The 20267-nt window shown below is 69.3% G+C and carries 16 protein-coding genes; 12 read left to right on the top strand and 4 right to left on the bottom strand.

Annotated features, from left to right (window positions below):
• Window positions 1-1268 precede the first annotated feature (1268 nt).
• From ABZV58_RS20735 to ABZV58_RS20725, 3 genes are read left to right on the top strand one after another with little or no spacing between them, the layout of a single operon-like run.
• A complete protein-coding gene (locus tag ABZV58_RS20735; protein WP_355001787.1) occupies window positions 1269-3041 on the top strand; it encodes a protein kinase in 1773 nt (590 codons plus the stop codon).
• A gap of 3 nt (window positions 3042-3044) precedes the next feature.
• Window positions 3045-5042 carry a protein kinase gene (locus ABZV58_RS20730; RefSeq protein WP_355001786.1) on the top strand — a complete coding sequence of 666 codons (1998 nt, stop codon included), beginning with the start codon at window positions 3045-3047 and terminating at the stop codon, window positions 5040-5042.
• 56 nt (window positions 5043-5098) lie between these two features.
• A complete protein-coding gene (locus ABZV58_RS20725) occupies window positions 5099-5596 on the top strand; it encodes a hypothetical protein (protein WP_355001785.1) in 498 nt (165 codons plus the stop codon).
• A gap of 54 nt (window positions 5597-5650) precedes the next feature.
• Here the strand turns inward: ABZV58_RS20725 and ABZV58_RS20720 are convergent, their stop codons facing one another.
• The 4 genes from ABZV58_RS20720 to ABZV58_RS20705 all read right to left on the bottom strand — a co-directional run bounded on the left by ABZV58_RS20720 (window position 5651) and on the right by ABZV58_RS20705 (window position 9963).
• Window positions 5651-6136, bottom strand: a complete 486-nt coding sequence (locus ABZV58_RS20720; RefSeq protein WP_355001784.1) for a glutathione peroxidase — start codon at window positions 6134-6136, stop codon at window positions 5651-5653.
• 98 nt (window positions 6137-6234) lie between these two features.
• Complete coding sequence (locus ABZV58_RS20715) at window positions 6235-7833, bottom strand: succinic semialdehyde dehydrogenase (RefSeq protein WP_355001783.1); 1599 nt, start codon at window positions 7831-7833, stop codon at window positions 6235-6237.
• A 153-nt stretch (window positions 7834-7986) separates the two neighbouring features.
• Window positions 7987-8760 (bottom strand): SDR family oxidoreductase, encoded by a 774-nt coding sequence (locus ABZV58_RS20710; protein WP_355001782.1) that lies wholly within the window; start codon window positions 8758-8760, stop codon window positions 7987-7989.
• Window positions 8761-9963 carry a cytochrome P450 gene (locus tag ABZV58_RS20705; RefSeq protein WP_355001781.1) on the bottom strand — a complete coding sequence of 401 codons (1203 nt, stop codon included), beginning with the start codon at window positions 9961-9963 and terminating at the stop codon, window positions 8761-8763. It abuts the gene before it with no gap.
• Window positions 9964-10205: 242 nt separating this feature from the next.
• On the opposite strand from ABZV58_RS20705, the gene ABZV58_RS20700 reads away from it, so the two are divergent.
• The 9 genes from ABZV58_RS20700 to ABZV58_RS20660 all read left to right on the top strand — a co-directional run bounded on the left by ABZV58_RS20700 (window position 10206) and on the right by ABZV58_RS20660 (window position 20106).
• Window positions 10206-11672 (top strand): aldehyde dehydrogenase, encoded by a 1467-nt coding sequence (locus tag ABZV58_RS20700; RefSeq protein WP_355001780.1) that lies wholly within the window; start codon window positions 10206-10208, stop codon window positions 11670-11672.
• A 47-nt stretch (window positions 11673-11719) separates the two neighbouring features.
• A complete protein-coding gene (locus ABZV58_RS20695; protein WP_355001779.1) occupies window positions 11720-12472 on the top strand; it encodes an SDR family oxidoreductase in 753 nt (250 codons plus the stop codon).
• Entirely contained in the window at window positions 12469-13338 is an 870-nt protein-coding gene (locus ABZV58_RS20690; RefSeq protein ID WP_355001778.1) for an NAD(P)-dependent oxidoreductase, read from the top strand. The genes ABZV58_RS20695 and ABZV58_RS20690 overlap by 4 nt, the downstream gene beginning before the upstream one ends.
• Window positions 13335-13769 (top strand): carboxymuconolactone decarboxylase family protein, encoded by a 435-nt coding sequence (locus tag ABZV58_RS20685; RefSeq protein WP_355001777.1) that lies wholly within the window; start codon window positions 13335-13337, stop codon window positions 13767-13769. The genes ABZV58_RS20690 and ABZV58_RS20685 overlap by 4 nt, the downstream gene beginning before the upstream one ends.
• A 28-nt stretch (window positions 13770-13797) precedes the next feature.
• A complete protein-coding gene (locus ABZV58_RS20680; protein WP_355001776.1) occupies window positions 13798-15267 on the top strand; it encodes an FAD-dependent oxidoreductase in 1470 nt (489 codons plus the stop codon).
• A gap of 24 nt (window positions 15268-15291) precedes the next feature.
• Window positions 15292-15870, top strand: a complete 579-nt coding sequence (locus ABZV58_RS20675; RefSeq protein WP_067791578.1) for a TetR family transcriptional regulator — start codon at window positions 15292-15294, stop codon at window positions 15868-15870.
• A 376-nt stretch (window positions 15871-16246) separates the two neighbouring features.
• Window positions 16247-16633 (top strand): hypothetical protein, encoded by a 387-nt coding sequence (locus ABZV58_RS20670; RefSeq protein ID WP_355001775.1) that lies wholly within the window; start codon window positions 16247-16249, stop codon window positions 16631-16633.
• Between the two features lie 115 nt (window positions 16634-16748).
• Window positions 16749-17525: an ABC transporter ATP-binding protein gene (locus tag ABZV58_RS20665; RefSeq protein ID WP_355001774.1), complete on the top strand. Its 777-nt coding sequence runs from the start codon at window positions 16749-16751 to the stop codon at window positions 17523-17525.
• Window positions 17526-17556: 31 nt separating this feature from the next.
• Entirely contained in the window at window positions 17557-20106 is a 2550-nt protein-coding gene (locus ABZV58_RS20660; RefSeq protein ID WP_355001773.1) for an FtsX-like permease family protein, read from the top strand.
• Window positions 20107-20267 lie beyond the last annotated feature (161 nt).

Below are 20267 nucleotides of genomic sequence, written 5' to 3'. Positions count from 1 at the left end.
CGTGCTGCTCGTCCTCTGCACGGGACTGATCCGTCGCATCCGGGTGTGCCTGCGCAGTCGGGTGGGATGTTGCCGCCCACGGGATTCGGACCGCCGCCGAACGGGACGGGCGCGGCTCATCCGTCGTACGCGAGCGACCCGCCGCATTCCGGACGACCGCCGCAATCGGGTGGTTTCGCGCCGCGCGCGGACAATGCGCAGTCGAGGAGGGTTCCGCCGCAGGCGAATTCGCTTCCGCATACCGGTTCGCCGCCCCATGTCGGTGTCCCCGGACATCGAGGTCCGACCGCGCCGGGGCCGGGCCGGAGCGGTCTCCCGCCACACACCGGAGCCCCCCTCGGTCCGCAGCGCGCGGTGGATCTGACCCGTGGTGCAGGCCCGCACGGGACCGCCGCGTATCCGCTCCCCGCGACCCCGCACGCGCGGACCGACCACCCGCAACCGGTGGACGACCGAGCCCAGGCTGGTTCGCCGTATGCCGGACGCCCGACGGGTCTGCCGCGAACACTGCCATTGCCTTCGGACGCGGCCATGCCGGTCGGTGGCGCCGAGCAGGCGATCGTGCCCGGCACGGGGACAGAACAGGCGGCTCCGCCAAACGTCCGGCCCGGGCAGTCGAATACGACGTCGCCCTCCGCTGGCGGCCAGCCGTCGAACCACGGTCGGCCTACCGCCGGTGTCGGGCGGGCGGACATGTCGTCGCCATCGACTGGGGCCGGGCAGTCGAATACGACGTCGCCCCCCGCTGGCACCACACGGCCAGGCACCTCATCACCAGGCGCCGCCGCTGATCAGTCGCCGAACTCAGGGCGAAATTCCTTGCCGCACGGCGAGTCCGCGCCGCCCAACGGAGGACGGGCAAGTGCCGGAGCGGATGCGCGGCACACCTCCTCGGCGGCCGGAAGCGCGGAAGGCTCGGCGACAGCCGACGGCGCACAGTCAACCCCATCGGTGCCGCCGCGAGCACGGACTCCCCGCACCGCCCGACCGATCACCATCGCCCTGCCGGACAGGGTGCGGCGGGGGCGGAGCGCACCCGCCGGTCCGGGGGCCGGAAACGGCCCGCAACCGCCCGAACCACGCCCTCCGCCATAGCTTTTCGCTATTGATGTCGCCTGGCATACCCCCGTCTCCTCGGGCATCCTGAGGCCACGCGACTGCTGCTAAGGTTTCGATGTTTTCCGTGGTCGGGTAAGCGCTGACCGCGCATTCTTATGCTGTACGCCTGTTCCCGGCGGGTCCCGGTGCAGGCGGGAATTGGAGCAGACATGCTGGCCAGCGGTGAGGTTTTCGCCGGCTATGTCATCGAACGGCAATTGGGTCGCGGTGGCATGGGTTCGGTGTACCTGGCGAAACATCCGCGGCTGCCGCGGATGACGGCGCTGAAGCTGTTGAACCGCGAATTGTTCTTCGACAAGGAGGTGCGGGCGCGGTTCGAACGGGAGGCGGATCTGGTCGCCCGGCTCGATCACCCCGGCATCGTCACGGTCTACGACCGCGGTCTGGAAGACGAGCAGCTGTGGATCTCGATGCAGTTCATCGACGGCATCGACGCCGCCTCGGTGGATCCGAAGACGCTGCCGCCCGAGCGCGCCGTGCAGATCATCAAGGAGACCGCCGACGCGCTGGACTACGCGCACGGCATGGGCGTGCTGCACCGCGACGTGAAACCGGCCAACATCCTGCTCGCCCGGTCCACCGGCGGCCGCGGCGAGCGGGTCTACCTGACCGATTTCGGCATCGCCCGGCTGCGTGACGACACCGGCCACCTCACCCAGACCGGCACCTTCACCGCCACGCTGGCCTACGCCTCGCCCGAGCAGCTGACGGGCGCGTCCCTCGACCACCGCTCCGATCAATACTCGTTGGCCTGCGCGCTGTTCTGGCTGTTCACCGGCAGCGGTCCGTTCGCGGCGACCAACCCGGCCCAGGTCATCCAAGGACACCTCCAGTCGGCGCCGCCCGCGCTGAGCAGCGTCCGCCCCGGACTGCCGTTCGCGCTGGACGGCGTGCTCGCCAAGGCGATGGCCAAGCGGCCGGACGATCGCTTCGCCAGCTGCTCGGAGTTCGCTGCGGCGGCGCAGGCCGCGCTGTCGGGTCAGAGCGCGCCGTCGATGCCGCTGGTCGGCGGCCAGCGTCCGGTCACCGCTCCGCCGCAGCCGATCTCGGCTCCGCATCCGATTACCGGCGGGCCGATCCCGGTGACGGGCGGCCAGTATCCGATCGGCCCGACGACCAGCGGTTCGCAGCCGCTCACCGGCCAGCCGATGGCCACGCCGCAGGGCGCCATGCCGACCGCGACCGGCCCGCACCAGCAGACCGGCCCCGGCGGGCAGTATCCACAGCAGTCCGGGTACGGGTTCGCGCCGCCGCCCGGCCCGCCGATGGGGGGCGGTCACCCGATGGGCGGTGGCCACCAGCCGCCGCGCAAGTCGAACACCGGCCTGATCGCCGCGCTGGCTGTTGGCGTCGTGGTGCTGATCGCCGTCGTCGTCGGCATCGGCGTCGCGGTGAGCGGCGGTTCGTCTTCCGGTAGCGGCGGCACCACGACCACCGCGCCGGTCACGACGACCAAGCGTCCGGTGACCGCCGACGCCGCCGCCATCAGCAACGAGTTCCCCGGCATGGTTCCGGCCGACAAGGACGGCGACACCGGCTACAACGGCGCCACCTGCGGCGCGTACTCGCCCGACCGTCCCTCCGTTCCCACCGATGGCACACCCGATTTCGGCAACTGGGCCTACCAGTGGGACTGCTTCGGCGGTGGCGACAACGACGACCCGTTCTTCACCATCTACGTCTACAAGTCGTCCGCGGACGCGCAGGCCGCGCTGAACAACCTGCCGTCGGACGCCACCAAGTCGACCGACAGCAACGGCGGAAAGTCCTACACCAACTACAAATTCGAGAACAGCGGCCCGAAGATGGTCACCGTCTTCACCGGCGACCCCGACCGGGGGCAGTTCCTGATGTACACCGACGGCATCGTCGGCACCATCGACGAGGTGCTGCGCTGGTGGCGTTCGGCGCCGCTGAACTGACGCATGCTTGACAACGGCGCGGTTTTCGCCGGGTACACCGTCGAACGCCTGCTCGGGCGCGGGGGCATGGGGTCGGTGTACCTGGCGCGGCATCCGCGGTTGCCGCGGTGGACGGCGTTGAAGCTGCTCAATCGAGAGTTGTTCTTCGACACCGAGATTCGGGCGCGGTTCGAGCGGGAGGCCGATCTGGTCGCCCAGCTCGACCACCCGAACATCGTCACCGTGTTCGACCGCGGGGTGGAGGGCGAGCAGCTCTGGATCTCGATGCAGTACGTCGACGGTGTCGACGCGGCGTCACTGGACGCTCGCGCGCTGCCGCCGCGACGCGCGGTGCAGATCGTCACCGAGACCGCCAAGGCGCTCGACTTCGCGCACGGCAAGGGCGTACTGCACCGAGACGTCAAGCCCGCCAACATCTTGCTGGAGCGGGCCGAGGGCGGCCTGGAACGGGTGTTCCTCACCGACTTCGGCATCGCCCGCTTCCGCGACGACACGGGCAAGCTGACCCAGACCGGAACCTTCACCGCCACACTCGCTTTCGCCTCGCCCGAGCAGCTTTCCGGCGCGGTGCTCGATCACCGCTCGGATCAGTATTCGTTGGCGTGCAGCCTGTTTCGCATGCTGACCGGCACCGTGCCGTTCGAGGCGAGCAACCCGGTCGCGGTGATCCAGGGCCACATGACCCAGCCGCCGCCGCGACTGAGCACCGTCCGCCCTGGTCTGCCGCCCGCGCTGGACGCGGTGCTGTCGCGTGCGCTCGCCAAGCGCCCGGACGGCCGGTTCGACTCCTGCGCGGAGTTCGCCGAGGCGGCCCGGCGGGCGCTCGCCGATCCTGGCTCTGGTCCGTTTCCGCTGGCGCACAACGATTTCGGCCATCGTTCATCGGCAACCCAGCGCCCGTCCACGCAGACGATGCCCGGGTACTCGATACCCGACGAGGGCTACTCCGCAACGCCTACCGGCTATTCGACCCCACCGGCACCCGGTCACCCGAGCCCGCCCGCTGGTCCGCGCGGATACACGTCCTCGCCTGCCGCCACTTCGGGCACTGCGCCCGGGCAGCAAGCAAACCATTGGGCGCACGGTTCCGGTGCAGCGCCTTCGCAGGCCGCCAGATCGAACGAGCAGGCCGCCTGGCGGGAGTACCCGGACCGATCGGGCTCACGGCACTCTTCCGTATCCGGAAACGCGGCACCTCCGGCCGACACGCCCAACTCTCCGCAGACGCGTATGGGCGTGGGACCGGGATTCTTACCGGGTTCCGCTGGGGCGCAGGCGCGTTCGAGGCAGCACGCCCGGGGCCGCGGACACGCACGCACCAGGTCTCGCCGCACCGCGGTGATCGTCACAATCGGAGCGGCGCTCGCCCTTCTTGCCGCCAACGGAATCGTCCGCGATCGCGGTTCATCCGAACCGGAAGCCTCGGTTCCGTCGACCAGCGCCGTCGAGGTGGCGTCATCGACTCAACGCCCCGCGAAGACCAGTGCGGCGCCGACGACCTCGGAGCAATACGACGACGACGCTCACACCGACAACATCGCGTCGATCAGCAAGGCGTTCCCCGGCATGACCCCCGAGGTGGACGAGGACAACGTCGTGCACACCGGCCCCGGTCACAACGGCTCCACCTGCTTCGCGCACGAGGAGGGCTCCGCCAACGCGATGGACGCGGGCGCACCGGATTTCGGCAACTGGACCGCGTACTGGTACTGCTTCGGCGGTCCGAACAAAGCCAGCTACGAGCTGTTCGTCTACCGCTCGCCCGAGGATGTGCAGGCCGCCGTCGACGCGCTGCCGGGACACGCCAGATCCACCGCGAAGCACGGCCGTGAGACCTACACCAACTACCTGCTCGAAGGTCATCCCGCCGCCAAGCGCCCGCGCATGATCACGGTGTTCACCGGCGCGAAAAAGCGGGAGAACTTCCTGATGTACAGCGTCGGTTTCATCGCGACCCAGGACGAATTCATGAACTGGTGGCGCACCGCCCCGCTGAGTTGAGCGCATCCGATCCTGAACTTGCGTCTCCACCAAGGGGAGAAGCCAGGCTGTCGGACATGGACGCCAATCCGGAACTCGTCGAGCTGCTCCGCTCGACAGTGCCCGACCTGCCGGAAGATCCCAGGCCCGAACAGGTCCGGGCCTGGATGGAGTTGGCCGAGCTCGCTCGAGACGCCGATTTCCGCGCGGCCGTGCGGCGGATGGCCGAGTACCAAGCCAGCGAGCGCGCGAACGGCGACACCACCGGACTGCACCACGAATTGACCGAGGCCGTCCGCGACCTGGTCGGCGCCGCCTTGGCCGCAGGCGTGCGCCCGGACGAACAGGCCGCCGTCGCCGTGGTGGACGAGCTGACCGCGCGTTACGCCCACACCTTCGGCCGCGCCGACGACACCGACCTGCGCCGCTGGATGCTCGAGCGCCTGGCGATCGCCAATGACATACGGGTGGAGCGGTATTGGCGACTCGTCGCCGCCGTCAACGGCTGGCCCGCGCCGCAGGAACTCGCGGAGGTCTTCGACTGGTTCGCGGCGGCGCTGCGAGCGCGGGACTAGCCGCGGTGAGCGCGCGGCCCGGAAGAGGACCGCGCGCAACGAGACCGACTGGTTCTAGAGAGCCGACTCGATGGCCGAAACCACGGTCGGGTCTTCGGGTTTCACGGTCGGGCGGAAGCGCGCCGCCACCTTGCCGTCGCGATCGATGAGGAACTTCTCGAAGTTCCACTGGATGTCGCCCGCGGCGCCCTCGGCGTCGGCGGTCTCGACCAGCTCGCGGTAGAGCGGGTGCCGGTTCTCGCCGTTCACGTCGGTCTTCTCCAACAGCGGGAAGTCGACGCCGTAGGTGATGGAGCAGAACTCCTGGATTTCCTCGGCCGAGCCGGGTTCCTGACCCATGAACTGGTTGCACGGCACGCCGATCACGGTGAACCCGCGCGGACCGTAGGTCTGCTGCAGCTCGACCAGCGCCGAATACTGCGGCGTCAGACCGCATTTGGACGCCACGTTGACCAGCAGCACCGCCTTGTCACCGGCCAGCTCGCCCAGCGTCGTCGACGCACCGGTCAGGGTCCGTAGCGGAATATCCCGAATGCTCACTCGTCTCGCACCTGCCACTTCTGATCTCGTCGGTCCACCCCGAGCGCCACGCTACCGGATCGGCGGGGCGGACGATCTTCGGCGAAACGATCGCGGTCTCAACGGAGGCGGGTGCGCCGCATCAACCGCAGTGTGGCCAGGGTGATCTTGACCTGCATCTCGTAGGACAGCCGGGCGCGGGCGGCCAAGACCTGGAGTTTCACCACGCCGATGTTCACCGTGTCGGTGTACTTCAGCAGGCCTTGGTCGCCGTGCCGAGTGCCGACGCCGGACTGCTTCACCCCGCCCGACGGTGTGGTCTTGGCGGAGTAGGTGGCGACGAAGCCGTCGTTGATATTGATGTTGCCCGACTCGAGCCGGTCCGCGATCCGCCTGCCCCGGGCGAGGTCGGTCGTCCACACGCTGGCATTGAGTCCGTAGTCCGTGTCGTTGGCGAGGCGGATGGCCTCGTCGTCGTCGCGGAACGGATAGACACTCACCACTGGCCCGAAGGTCTCCGCCGTCGCGTGGACCATGTCGGGGGTGACGCCCGTCAGCACAGTCGGCTCGTAGAAGGCGGGTCCGATGTCGGGACGCGCCCGGCCGCCGGTGTGCACGGTGGCGCCCTTCGCGCGCGCGTCCGCCACGTGTTCGGCCACCCTGGCGAGCTGGTCGGTCGAGACGAGCGAGCCGAATTCCGGCGCGTAGTCGTAGGCGGCCCCCATTTTCGACCCGAGTTCCTCGGCCGCCGCGACCAAGCGGTGGAGGAATTCGTCGTGGATTCGCTCGTGCACGTAGATCCGCTCGATGTGCATACAGGCCTGGCCGGAGTTGCCGAACACCGCGAACATCGCGCCCGCGATCGCGTCGTCGAGATTCGCGTCGTCCAGCACGAGCATCGGATTCTTACCACCGAGTTCGAGGCTGCATCCGATGAGGTGGCGGCCCGCTTGCTCGCCGACCACCCGCCCGGTAGCGGTGGAACCGGTGAACATGACGAAATCGGAGCCGCCGATCAGTGCGGGGCCGACGTCGGGACCGGTGCCGCAGACGACCTGGAACAGCCCGTGCGGCAAACCCGCCCGATACAGCAGTTCGACGCCGAACAGCGCGCACAAGGCGGTCTTGTTGTCCGGCTTGAGAATGACGGCGTTGCCCGCGATGAGGGCGGGCACCGAGTCGGAGATAGCGATGGCCAAGGGGAAGTTCCACGGCGCGATCACCGCGATCGCGCCCTTGGGACGGTGTTCCTCGAACGAACTGGTCACCAACGGGATCGGGCCGCCATGTCGACGGGGGCGCAACACCCGGCGCGCGGTCTTCAGGTAGTGGCTGATGACCATCGGCACGTCGCACGATTCCTCGAGCGCCATGCGCCGGGTCTTGCCGGAGCCGATCTGGATGAGGTCGGCGATCGTCTCGCCCTCCCGCAGGAACAGCTCGTGCGCCCGCTCGAACACCGCGAGTCTGCGGCGCAGCGGCCAACTCGCCCACTCCCGCTGCGCGGCGCGGGCGGTGGCGAAGGCCGCGGTGACGTCCTCGGGGCGGGATTGCGGCAGGTCGCCGACATGGGCGCCGGTGTAGACCTCGGTCATCGGGAACGGTGGCCGAGCCTTCGCGTCGGCGGCGACCATGCCGGTCAGTCGCGCGATCAGCTCCGTGGTGATCCGGGGCGGCAAGCTTGCGGTCCGCTCGTCCGTGGCGTGCGTTGTGCTCATCGGGTGTCTCCCAGGCGTGCGATTGCGACGCGCGCCGCGGTGCGCCGCGCGCGTCCCTCGGTGTGGAATTAGAACACGTTCTTATTGTCTCACGCCAGGCTTGCCGGACAGGGCGCCGCAGCGCTGGATATCGAGCGCCGCTGCGCTGTGGATTCAGCGCAGCGGCGCCTCGGGCTGCACCTCGACGAGCACCAGATGCGCCCCGCGCGGCGCCGACACCACGGCTACCACCGCCGCCGCGAGATCACCGGCGCGCAGCATGTGCGGGTGTCGGGCGAAGCCCCACACCTTCCAGTCCTCGAGCAATGGACCGACGACTTCCGGCGTCGAGTCCATGCCCATGTTGGTCAGCGTCGGTCCGGGCCGCACCACCGAGGCACGGATTCCGCTGCCCTCCAACTCCATTCGCAGCTGCACCGCCATCGCCTCCAGTCCGGCCTTGGCCGCGCTGTACGCGCCGGTGCGCGGCCGGGGCTCGGGCGCGCAGTCGGAACCGATGAGCACGACGTCGCCGCGCCGCCGTTCGAGCATGCCGGGCAGTACCCGGTGCACCAGCCGCTGCGCGCCGACGAGGTGCACGTGGACCTGGCGCAGGAAACGTTCGGGGTCCATCTCCTGCACCAGCGAGAATTCGATGTCGCCCGCGCCGGACACCAGGATCTCGGTGGGTCCGAGCTCGCGCTCCGCGGCGGTGACGAACTCGTCCACCGAGTTCCCGTCGGTGACGTCGAGCCGGTGCGCGTAGGCGGCGCCGCCGTCGGCGCGGATCTTGGCCGCCAGCTCCTCGCACAGTTCGACGCGCCGTGCGCCGAGCGCGACCGGGTGGCCGAGTTCGGCGAGCGCGAGCGCCGTCGCGGCGCCGATACCGGAGGAGGCGCCCGCGATCAGCGAGGGCCTGCGGTCGGGGTGGGGTTCGTAGCGGGGCATCTACCTCTCCACGGTCAGGGGAAGGGCGGCGAAGCCGCGGACATTGGTCGAGTGCACGCGCACGATGCCGCTGTCGGCGACGCGGTAGGCGGGCACCCGAGCGACGAATTCACGAAGGGCGACAACGGTTTCCAGGCGAGCAAGGTGGGCGCCGAGGCAGAAGTGCACGCCCGCACCGAAACTGGCGAGCTTGCCCTTGTCGGGTCGATCGATGCGGTAGGTGTCGGCGTCGTCGAAAACGGCGGAATCGCGGTTGGCCGAACCGATCAGCAGCAGCACCTTGGCGCCCGCGGGAATTGTCGCGCCGTGGTAGTCGAGGTCGACGGTGGCGGTGCGCGCCACGATCTGACTGGAGGTGTCGTAGCGCAGTGTCTCCTCGACCCAGTCCGGCACCAGGCCGGGCTCGGCCACCACCTTCGCGTATTCGGCGGGGTGCCGCGCGGCCCAGTACAACGCGTTGCCCAGCAGTTTCGTAGTGGTCTCGTTGCCCGCGACCACCATCAGGAACATGAAGCCGATGACTTCTCGATCGCTGAGCTGGTCGCCGTCGATATCGGCGTCCAGCAGCGCGGAGACCAGATCGTCGCCGGGATCGCGGCGGCGCTCGGCGACCATGTCGGTGTAGTAGCCGAACAGTTCGATCGAGGCCTCCACCGCGGCCATCGGCACGTCCAGCACGCCGTCCTCGCGATGCACCACGAGATCGGCGAGGCGGCGAATCTCCGCGCGGTCCTGTTCCGGAACGCCCATCAGTTCGGAGATCACGTCCATCGGCAGCTTGCCCGCGAAATCCTCGATCCAGTCGAAGGATTCGCGTGCGAGCGCGGGCTCCAGGTAGGCGAGGGTGATCTCGCGGACGCGCTCCTCCATCTCCGCGACCCGGCGCGGCGTGAAGCCCTTGTAGACCAGCTTGCGCATCCGCATGTGCCGCGGATCGTCCATGGCCAGGAAGGACATCACCCGGTGCGCGTGTGGTCCCCACGCCGCCGGGTCGAGCGAGACGCCGTTGGCGCTCGAGAGCCGGGTGGCATCACGGAATCCGGCCGTCACGTCGGCGTGCCTGGACAGCGCCCAGAAGTCCAGATCGGGGTTGTGGAAGAGCGGCGCCTCGGTCCGCAGCCGACGGTAGGTGGGGTACGGGTCGTCGTGGAAGCCGTAGTCGTACGGGTCGAAGGTCAGCGGTTCCAACGAGGCTGCCGTCATGGTGCTCTCCGATGATTCCGTAACGAGTTCTCGCGCCGGGCAGCGAAAGCCGCCGTCCGCGAAGACACATAGCTGGACATGTGTCTGGACACTACCAGCGCTCGAATATCGAGACAATGGATCGGTCGTATCCGGTACCGGGTCGGCGTCGCGTCGATCGTCGATAGTGAAACATGTTCTTGCATCGTGGAGCGTGCCCGGACTATATTCCGTACACCTGTCCAGACAGTATTGGAGCAACCATGAACAGTCTCCTGCCCGCCGACGGGTCGCGCCTGTTGATCGACGGCAAACTCCGCCAGGGCGGCGACGGCGTGTTCGAGACGGTGAACCCCGCGACCGAGGAGACCCTCGGGCTCGCCGCGAACGCGGACGCCGCCGATATGGACGACGCGATCGCCGCCGCGCGCGCCGCCTTCGACGACACCGACTGGTCCCGTGACCACGCCTTCCGCGCCCGGTGCTTGGCACAGTTGCGCGTCGCTCTCCAGGCCGAGGTCGAGGCGCTGCGCGAGATCACCGTCGCCGAGGCGGGCGCGCCCGTCATGCTCACCAAGGGCCCGCAGCTCGAGGGGCCGATCGCGGACTTGGCCTTTCCCGCGAATCTCGCCGAAAACTACCAGTGGGAAACCGATCTCGGCGTCGCCGAGCCGATGGGCATCAAGACTCGCAGGACGCTGCGCCGCGAACCGATCGGCGTGGTCGGCGCCATCACCCCGTGGAACTTCCCGCATCAGATCGGTTTCGCCAAACTGGGTCCCGCGCTCGCGGCCGGAAACACGGTGGTGCTCAAGCCCGCTCCCGACACGCCTTGGTGCGCGGCGGCGGTCGGCGCGATCATCACCGAACAGACCGATATCCCGCCGGGCGTGGTGAACATCGTGACGTCGTCGGATCACGCTCTCGGCGCCCGGCTATCGGTCGACCCGCGGGTGGACCTGGTCAGCTTCACCGGCTCGACCCAGACCGGCAGGTTGGTGATGGCCGCCGCGGCGCCCACTCTGAAGAAGACCTTCCTCGAGCTGGGCGGCAAATCCGCGTTCATCGTGCTCGACGACGCGAACATCGCCGGAGCCGTTGGCGTCGCGGCGTTTTCGGTGTGCGTGCACGCCGGGCAAGGTTGTGCGCTGACCACCCGCCTGCTGGTGCCGCGCGCGTCCTACGACGAGGCGGTGCAGGTGGCGGCGGCCACCATGGGCCGGATCGTGCCGGGCGATCCCACCGACCCCGGCACCGTGTGCGGGCCGCTGATCTCGCGGCGTCAACGCGATCGGGTGCTCGGCTACCTGGACATGGCGCGGGCCGAGGGCGGGCGGATCGTGGTCGGCGGCCGTCGGGCCGAACGGGAGCGCGGGTGGTTCGTCGAGCCGACGCTGATCGCCGACCTGCCCAACAGCGCGACGGTCGCGCGCGAGGAGATCTTCGGCCCGGTGCTGGTGATCATCCCGCACGACGGCGACGAGGACGCCATCCGCATCGCCAACGATTCCCCCTACGGGCTGTCCGGCTCGGTGTGGGGCGCCGATCCCGAGCGAATCCGGCGCGTCACCGAGGGCGTGCGCACCGGAACGCTGAGCGTCAACGGCGGCGTCTGGTACTCCGCCGACGCGCCGTTCGGCGGCTACAAGCAGTCCGGCATCGGCCGCGAGATGGGCGTGGCCGGGTTCGAGGAATACCTGGAAACCAAGCTGATCGCCACCGCGGGGTGAAACCCGCTGGAACGCAAGCCGATCGGCAGAGAGTTGTGGAGGACCCCATGGGGCGTTTCGCCGGAAGATCCGTCATAGTCACCGGTGCCGCGCAGGGCATCGGCGCGGTCTACGCCAAGGCGCTGGCCGAGGAGGGCGCGAAAGTCGTTGTAGCCGATCGCAATGTCGAGCGCGGCAAGTCCGTCGCCGCCGAGATCACGGCGACGGGCGGCACCGCGGTGTTCGGCGAGGTAGATGTCGCCGACCCCGAATCCGCCACGGCCCTCGCGGAATTCACCGTCGGCGAGTTCGGCGCGATCGACCACCTGGTGAACAACGCCGCCATCTACGGCGAGATGAAACTCGACCTGCTGCTGACCGTACCGTGGGACTACTACAAGAAGTTCATGTCGGTGAACATGGACGGCGCGCTCAACATGACCAGGGCGGTGTTCCAGCACATGGTGCGCGCGGGCGGCGGCTCGATCGTCAACCAGTCGTCCACCGCGGCCTGGGTGTACTCCGGCTTCTACGGCCTGGCCAAGGTCGGCGTCAACGGACTCACCCAGCAGCTGGCCTTCGAACTCGGCGGCTCCAAGATCCGCATCAACGCCATCGCGCCCGGGCCCATCGACACCGAGGCGACCAAGACCGTGACGCCGGGCGTCATCGTGGACGACATGATCAAGCGGCTGCCGCTCAAACGGATGGGCACGCCGGAGGATCTGGTCGGCGCCTGCCTGTATCTGCTCTCGGACGACGCAGCGTGGGTCACCGGGCAGATCTTCAATGTCGACGGCGGACAGATCTTCCGCTCATGAACGCACCGCTGCGCGTCGGATTCGTCGGCCTCGGCAATATGGGCGCGCCGATGGCCAAGCGGCTGCTGGCCTGGCCGGGCGGCCTCACGGTGTGCGACACCAGGCCCGAGGCGGTGCGTCCGTTCGCCGAAGCCGGTTCGGCGGCCGTCGATTCGGCCGCCGGGGTCGCCGCGGCCGCCGACATCGTCTGCGTCGCGGTGCTCGACGACGCGCAGGTGCGCGCCGTGGTCAGCGAACTGTCGGGCGCCGCCGCGCCGGGGACCGTGATCGCGGTGCACTCCACGATCGCCGACCGAACCGCCGAGGAGCTGGCCGTCGCCTGCGCCGAACGCGGCATCGATCTCGTCGACGCGCCCGTCAGCGGCGGCGGACCCGGCGCCGAACTGGGTCGGCTCGCGGTCATGGTCGGCGGTAGCGCGACGGCGTTCGAGCGGGTGCGCGAGCCCTTCGGCAGTTTCGCCGATCTCGTCGTGCACGCCGGGGAGGTCGGCGCGGGGACGCGAATGAAGCTGGCGCGCAACCTTCTGCACTTCGTCGCCTTCACCGCCGCCACCGAGGCGCAACGGCTCGCCGAGGCCGCCGGACTCGACATCACCGCTTTGGGCAAGATCGTCCGGCATTCCGACGCGGTCACCGGCGGCCCCGGCGCCATCATGCTGCGCGACCGCACCGCCCCGATCGAACCGGACGATTTCTGGCTGCCCATCCTGCGCCACGTGCGTGATCTCGGCGAGAAGGACCTCGGCCTTGCCCTGGAACTCGGCGACCGGCTCGCGCTCGACCTGCCGCTGGCCCGCCTCGCGCTCGAGCGCCTCGGTCCCGGCCTCGGCGTCGGCGACAACACCTTCGAAAGGCAGAACTCATGACCGACAACGCCAATGGCGCGGCCGACGATGCCAACGGCACGGGAGACACCGTCCGGCAGCGCGGCCTCGCCAAGATGGCCGAGGTCTACGGCACCGAATTCCAGGATTACCCCGGCGATCACTTCGCCATGACCGCCGATCACCTTTTCGCGAACGTGTGGTCGCGGCCCGGGCTCAGCGTGCGGGACCGCCGTCTGCTCCTGCTGGGGGCATTGACCGCGCAGGGTCTGATGGACACCGCGGGCATCCAGATCGGCGCCGCGCTGCGCAACGGCGAACTCACCGAGGAGCAGCTGCACGAGATCGCGCTGTTCCTGTGTCACTACGTGGGTTGGCCGAACGGCACCAAACTCGACCTGTTGGTGGGAACAATCGTGGCGCAGCAGAAGAAGGCCGCGCGGGCCGCCGCCGACAAGTCCGAGACCGCGTGACATCGCACCGAACCACGAGGAAGCGAATATGACCGACGCCAAGTCCATCCGTCCACTGCGCGCCAGTGCAGTCTCCGAATGGGGACACTCCGCCGATGTCGTCGTCGCGGGGTACGGCATCGCCGGGGTGTGCGCCGCCATCGAGGCCGCGCGGGCGGGCGCCGACGTGCTCATCCTGGAACGCTCCGGCGGATGGGGCGGCGCCGCGGCGATGGCGGGCGGGTTCATCTACCTCGGTGGCGGCACGCCGTTGCAGCGCGCGCTCGGGTTCGAGGACAGCCCGGAGAACATGGAGAAGTTCCTGCTCGCCGCGCTCGGGCCGGGCGTCGATTCGGCCAAGATCGCGGACTACTGCCGCAACAGCGTCGAGCACTACAACTGGCTCGTCTCGTGCGGCGTGCCGTTCCGCGAGGCGTTCTGGGGCGAGCCCGGCTGGGAGCCGCCGCACGACGAGGGCCTGATGTACTCCGGCGGCGAGAACGCCGCGCCGTTCAACACCCTGGCCACGCCCGCGCCGCGCGGACACGTCCCGCAGTACGCCGACAAGCGGATCGGGCAGCGCAGCGGCGGCTACATGCTCATGAAGCCGCTCGCCGAGACGGCCGAAAAGCTCGGTGTGCGAGTGGAATACGACACGCGCATCCGTCGGCTGATCGTGGACGACGACGATCGGGTGGTCGGCGTGGTCGCCGCGCACTTCGGCAAGGAGGTCGCTATCCGGGCCGAACGCGGCGTCGTCTTGGCCACCGGCAGTTTCGCCTACGCCGCGCAGATGATCGAGGGATACGCGCCGCGCCTGATCGGCAGGCCCGCCGCCGCCATCGAGGAGCACGACGGCATCGGCATCCGGGTGGCGCAGGCGCTCGGCGCGGACCTGGCGCACATGGACGCCACGGAGGTCGCCTTCTTCGGCGATCCACAGCTGCTGGTGCGCGGCATCCTGGTGAACGGGCGCGGCCAGCGCTACATCCCGGAGGACACCTATCCCGGCCGGATCGGACAGGCCACGCTGATCCAGCAGGAGAACCAGGCGTACCTGGTGATCGACGAGGCGTCCTACGAGGCGGCGCTGAAGACCGTGACCGCGACGCCCTTCTTCCGGCAGCCACCGACCTGGGTGGCGGAATCGGTCGCAGAGCTCGAGGCCGACATGGGCTTGCCGGAGAAGGCGCTGCAATCGACCGTCGAGACCTACAACCGGCACGCGGCCGACGGCAAGGATCCGCTGCTCGGCAAGAAGCCGGAGTGGGTGCGCCCGATCGGTACGCCGTTGGCGGCCTTCGACATGCGCAACTTCACCGCGGGATTCACCCTCGGCGGGCTGCGCACGGATCTGGACTCGCGGGTGCTGCACGTCTCCGGTGAACCGATCGCCGGACTGTACGCGGCGGGTCGCTGTACCTCGGGGCTGTGCGCGGGCGGATACGTCAGCGGGGCCTCGCTCGGCGACGGCAGCTTCTACGGTCGCAGGGCCGGGGTGGCGTCCGCCAAGAACTGATGGGGACTGATAGTGTCTGGACACATGTCCGAAGGTGATTCCATCATGCTGGAGGCGACCCGGCGTCGCCTCAGCGGGAAACAGGCCGACACTGTCGACAAACTGACCAAGTCGGCCGTGGAGGTGCTGGCCCGCGAGGGCTTCGCGGGCATGACCATCCGGTTGGTCGCCGCGGCCGCCGGTGTCGGCACCGCCACGGCCTACACCTATTTCTCCTCCAAGGAACACCTGGTCGCGGAGATCTTCTGGCGGCGGCTCGTCGCCTCGCCGTCACCGGCGAGCGAATCCGACGACCCGCACGACCGCGTCGTCGCCGAACTGCGCAACATCGCCATGCTCGTCGCCGACGAGCAGGAACTCTCCGGCGCCGTCACCAGCGCACTCCTCGGTCGTGACCCCGACGTCGCGCACCTGCGCGACCGCATCGGCGCCGAGATCCGCAAACGCATCCTGCGCGCCCTCGGCCCCGACGCCGACCCCGACATCGTCGAATCCCTCGAACTCCTCTACGCCGGCGCCCTCGTCCGCGCGGGCATGGGCTACGCCTCCTACTCCGAAATCGCCGACCGCATAGAGAAATCCGCGCTCCTCATCCTGAAGTAGACACAGCAAGACGTGGGACGCCGACCAGCCCAACAGCTAGGTGCGGCGCATCCGATCGAAACCGCCGCCGCGACACCCGGCGTCGGTCACGCCTGCGACGAGATCCGCCCCGGCTACCGCAAACTAGCGACCGCGGCCTCCCATTGTCATTCGCTACCGGATCGACGCCGACGCCGACCTCGAGGTCATCCGGATCCTCCACCAGCGCATGGACGTGGGCTCTCACCTGTGACCCGCCCTGGGCGGCACTCGTGGTCCGGGCTCCGCCACCGGCGTCGAGGCGCCGGTCGGGGACGGGTGAGGTCGGCGTGGCGAAGTCGGCGTTTCGCGAGGACACTGAGGACGTAGCGCCCAACTTCGTCCCCAGGAGCATGCGATGCCAGACAACGGGCCTTTCGGCATCGATCCGGAAGATATCGAACGCGCACTGCGTGAGGCGGGAACCGAGCTCCGCGACCTGCTCGGGAAAGCAGGCGTGTACCTGGATCGCGTAGATCACGCGAGCGTCGGTTCCGTGGCGTCGTTTCTCGGTCAGTTCGTCCAACCGGAGCGGTCACGTCCACCGCAACCCGAGACCACGGGTGAGACCGGCAGCGGGGTCTGGGCGATCTACAGCATCGACGACACCGGCGAGGCCAGGGTCGACCAGGTCTTCCCGAGCGAACTCGAGGCCTTACGCGCGCACCGCGACAACACCGATCCACAGCGTCGGGTGCGGTTCCTGCCCTACGGCGTTCCGGCGAGCGTGTTGGATGCCCCCTGACCGCGCACGCTGAAGAAGTGGTGGCGGTCCGCGCCGATCGGTTGAGCCGTACGACCGGGGTATTCGGGGGAATCCCTGATGGCGCGGGGCGGGGTTCGCAGACAGACTGGAGGGCATGACTTCGCAAGCTGTGGGGGCCGAGACCGCCGAGACGGTGACTCCGACCGAGATCGCGGCGCGCGCCGCCGACCTGTCCAAGGTGTACGGGTCGGGTGATACCCAGGTCAAGGCGCTGGACGGGGTGTCGGTCGAGTTCGCGAAGCGGGAGTTCACCGCGATCATGGGGCCCTCCGGCTCCGGCAAATCGACCCTCATGCACTGCCTGGCCGGATTGGACAGCGCCAGCTCCGGCACCGTGCGCATCGGCGAGACCGATCTGACCGACCTCACCGACAAGCAGATGACCCGCCTGCGCCGCGACCGCATCGGCTTCGTCTTCCAGGCGTTCAACCTGGTGCCCACGCTGACCGCGCTGGAGAACATCACGCTGCCGCTGGACATCGCGGGCCGCGACCCCGACGAGGACTGGCTCCACACGGTGATCAAGCGGCTCGGGCTCGGCGACCGGCTCGATCACCGGCCCAGCGAGCTCTCCGGCGGCCAGCAGCAGCGGGTGGCGTGCGCGCGGGCGCTCGCGGGCAAGCCCGAGATCATCTTCGGCGACGAGCCGACCGGCAACCTGGACTCGCGCGCCTCGGAGGAGGTGCTGTCCATCCTGCGCGCCGCGGTGAACGAGTTCGGCCAGACGGTCGTGATCGTCACCCACGAGCCGCACGCCGCGTCCTTCGCCGACCGGGTGATCTTCCTCGCCGACGGCCGGATCGTCTCCGAATTGCGCGATCCCACCGCGGAATCGGTGCTGGACCGGATGAAGTCGCTGGAGCAGGCATGAGGACCGCGGTCGTCGGGCGGGGGGAAGCGTGATGAACGGCAGTCCGATGCGCAAGGTCGCGCTCCGCAACCTCGCCGCGCACAAAGTCCGGTTGGCGCTGACCCTGCTCTCGGTGGTGCTCGGCACCGCCTTCATCGCGGGTTCGTTCGTCTTCACCGACACCTTGCAGCGCACCTTCGACGGCCTGTTCGCCAGCCAGGCGAAAGGTGTCGACGTGCGGGTGAGCCCGAAGGAACAGCAGTCCTTCGGCGTCCCGCTCGGCGTGGTGGACATGGTCTCGGGGATGGACGGCGTGCGCGCGGTCGCGCCGAGCGTGAACGGCCCGCTGGTGCTGCTCGACCCCGAGGGCAAGAAGCCGGTGCAGACCGGCGGCGCGCCCAGCTGGGGCGAGTCCTACGTCCCGCCCGAACACGCGGTCGCGGAACCGCCGACGTTCGTCGCGGGCACGCCGCCCACGAAGGCGGGGGAGGTCGCGATCAACAGCGGGGGCGCCGAGGTCGCCGGTCTGAAGGTGGGGGATCGGACCAAGCTCCTGATCCCGTCGCAGAGCACCCAGCAGCGGCCGGTCCTCGACGTCACCGTCAGCGGCATCTACGAGTTGCCTTCGGACACCGGTGGATTCATCGGCCTCTACTTCGACGACGCGCAGGCCAGGCAGCTGTTCACCGACGGCACGCACGTCGCCTGGATCGACATCGCCGCCTCCGGCTCGGGCGACGAATTGCGCGACCGGATCGCCGCCGCGCTGCCGGACTTCAAGGTGCAGAACGGCGAGCAGGTGCGCGCCGATATGAAAGCCCAGGTTTCCCAGGCGCTGAACTTCATCAACTACTTCCTGCTCGCGTTCGGCGCGATCGCGCTGATCGTCGGCACGTTCATCATCTACAACACCTTCGCGATGATCGTCGCGCAGCGGCTGCGCGAGCTGGCGCTGTTGCGGGCGGTCGGGGCGAGCAGCGGGCAGGTCGGCGGCTCGGTGGTGGCCGAGGCGCTGGTCATCGGCGCGATCGGCAGCGTGATCGGCCTCGCGGCGGGCGTCGGCTTGGCGTTCGGGCTCTCGGCGGTGCTCAACGCCTTCGATCTCGGCCTGCCCACCGGTTCCATGGCGGTGCTGCCGCGCACGGTGGTCGTCGCACTGGTTGTCGGTCTCGTCGTCACCGTGATCAGCGCCTACGCGCCCGCGCGCCGGGCGGCGAAGATCCCGCCCGTCGAGGCGATGCGGGAGGAATTCGCTTCCGCCGGTGAATCGTTGCGGATCCGCACCGCCGTCGGCGCGGTGCTCGCCGTGGTCGGCGTTGTGCTCGTGCTGCTCGGCTCCCGCTCGACGGGCGGCAGCGCCGCGGCGACGGTCGGTGCGGGAGCGCTGGCGCTGATCCTCGCCGTGCTGCTCGCCTCGCCCGCGCTGTCGCGTCCCGTGGTCGGCGGCCTCGGGGTGCTGATCCGCCCGTTCGGGCCGATCGGCCGGATGGCGCGCAACAACGCGGCGCGCAATCCGCGCCGCACGGCCGCGACGGCTTTCGCGCTCACCCTCGGCCTGATGCTGGTGTCGTTGATCAGCATGCTCGGCACGTCGGCCAAGGCCAGCGTCGCGGTGCTGGTCGACAAGGGCGTCAAGTCCGAGTACGTGCTCGCGGGCCCGCAGCAGTCCCAGCTGATCGGACTGCCGCTGGGCGTGCCGGACGCGGTGCGCGCCGGCGTGCCGGAGGCCGCCGAGGTGATCGGCTTCCGCGGCGTCGCGGTGAAGGTCGGTGACGATCGGCTGGCGGGCGTCGCGCCCGACGGTCCGATCGACAGCGCGCTGAACTACGAGATCCTGCAAGGTACGGGCACCCTCGGTGAGCGCGGCATCCTGGTCTCCGACGACGAGGCGGCCCAGCACGATTGGCGGGCCGGTCAGCAGATCGAGCTCACCACGCTGGACCGCAACCAGAAGGTGCCGGTCACCATCGCGGGCGTGTACAAGAAGACGCCGCTGCTCGGCGACCTGGTGGTGCCGCCAGCGATCTTCGAAGCGGTGACGCCGACCGCGTTCCGCAACAACTTCTACGTCCTCGTCAACGCGAAGCCGGGCGCGGACGTGGCCGCGATGCGCGCCGACCTGGCGAAGGCGACCGATCAATTCGCGGTCGTTCAGGTGCAGGACCGCGAGCAGTTCAAGGGCGCGCAGGGCCGCCAGATCAACACCCTGCTCGCCATCCTGTACGGCCTGCTCGCCTTGGCCGTGGTGATCGCCATCCTCGGCATCATCAACACGCTCGCGCTCTCGGTGGTGGAGCGGCGCAGGGAGATCGGCATGCTGCGCGCCGTCGGCACCATGCGCTCGCAGATTCGCCGCACGATCTACCTGGAGTCCATGCTGATCGCGGTGTTCGGCGCCCTCGTCGGCGTGGTCCTCGGCATCGGTCTGGGCATCGGATTCCTGCGCACGCTACGGGATTTCGGCATCGACCAGATCGACATCCCGTGGACCCAGCTGGTCCTGGTGCTGATCTCCTCGGCCGTCGTCGGCGTGCTCGCCGCGCTGTGGCCGGGCATCCGGGCCGCACGCACCCCACCGCTGGCCGCCATCGCGGACATCTAGCCGACACAGCCGGACGCTCTGCCGATAGCCTGCGCATGGCCGGAGCGAAGGCGGAGATACGCCTAGGCCTGGTCCCGGCTTTCGAGCCGGGCCAGTCCGCAGGTTGCGACATAGTTGCCAAGGCTGAGACGAGTAGCGAACTACTCGCGCCCCGCGCCCAG

The sequence above is a fragment of the Nocardia sp. NPDC004654 genome (assembly GCF_040609595.1).
Taxonomy (GTDB): Bacteria; Actinomycetota; Actinomycetes; order Mycobacteriales; family Mycobacteriaceae; genus Nocardia.
The sequence above is the reverse complement of the archived record's forward strand: the minus strand, read 5'-3'. Positions and strand labels throughout refer to the sequence as shown.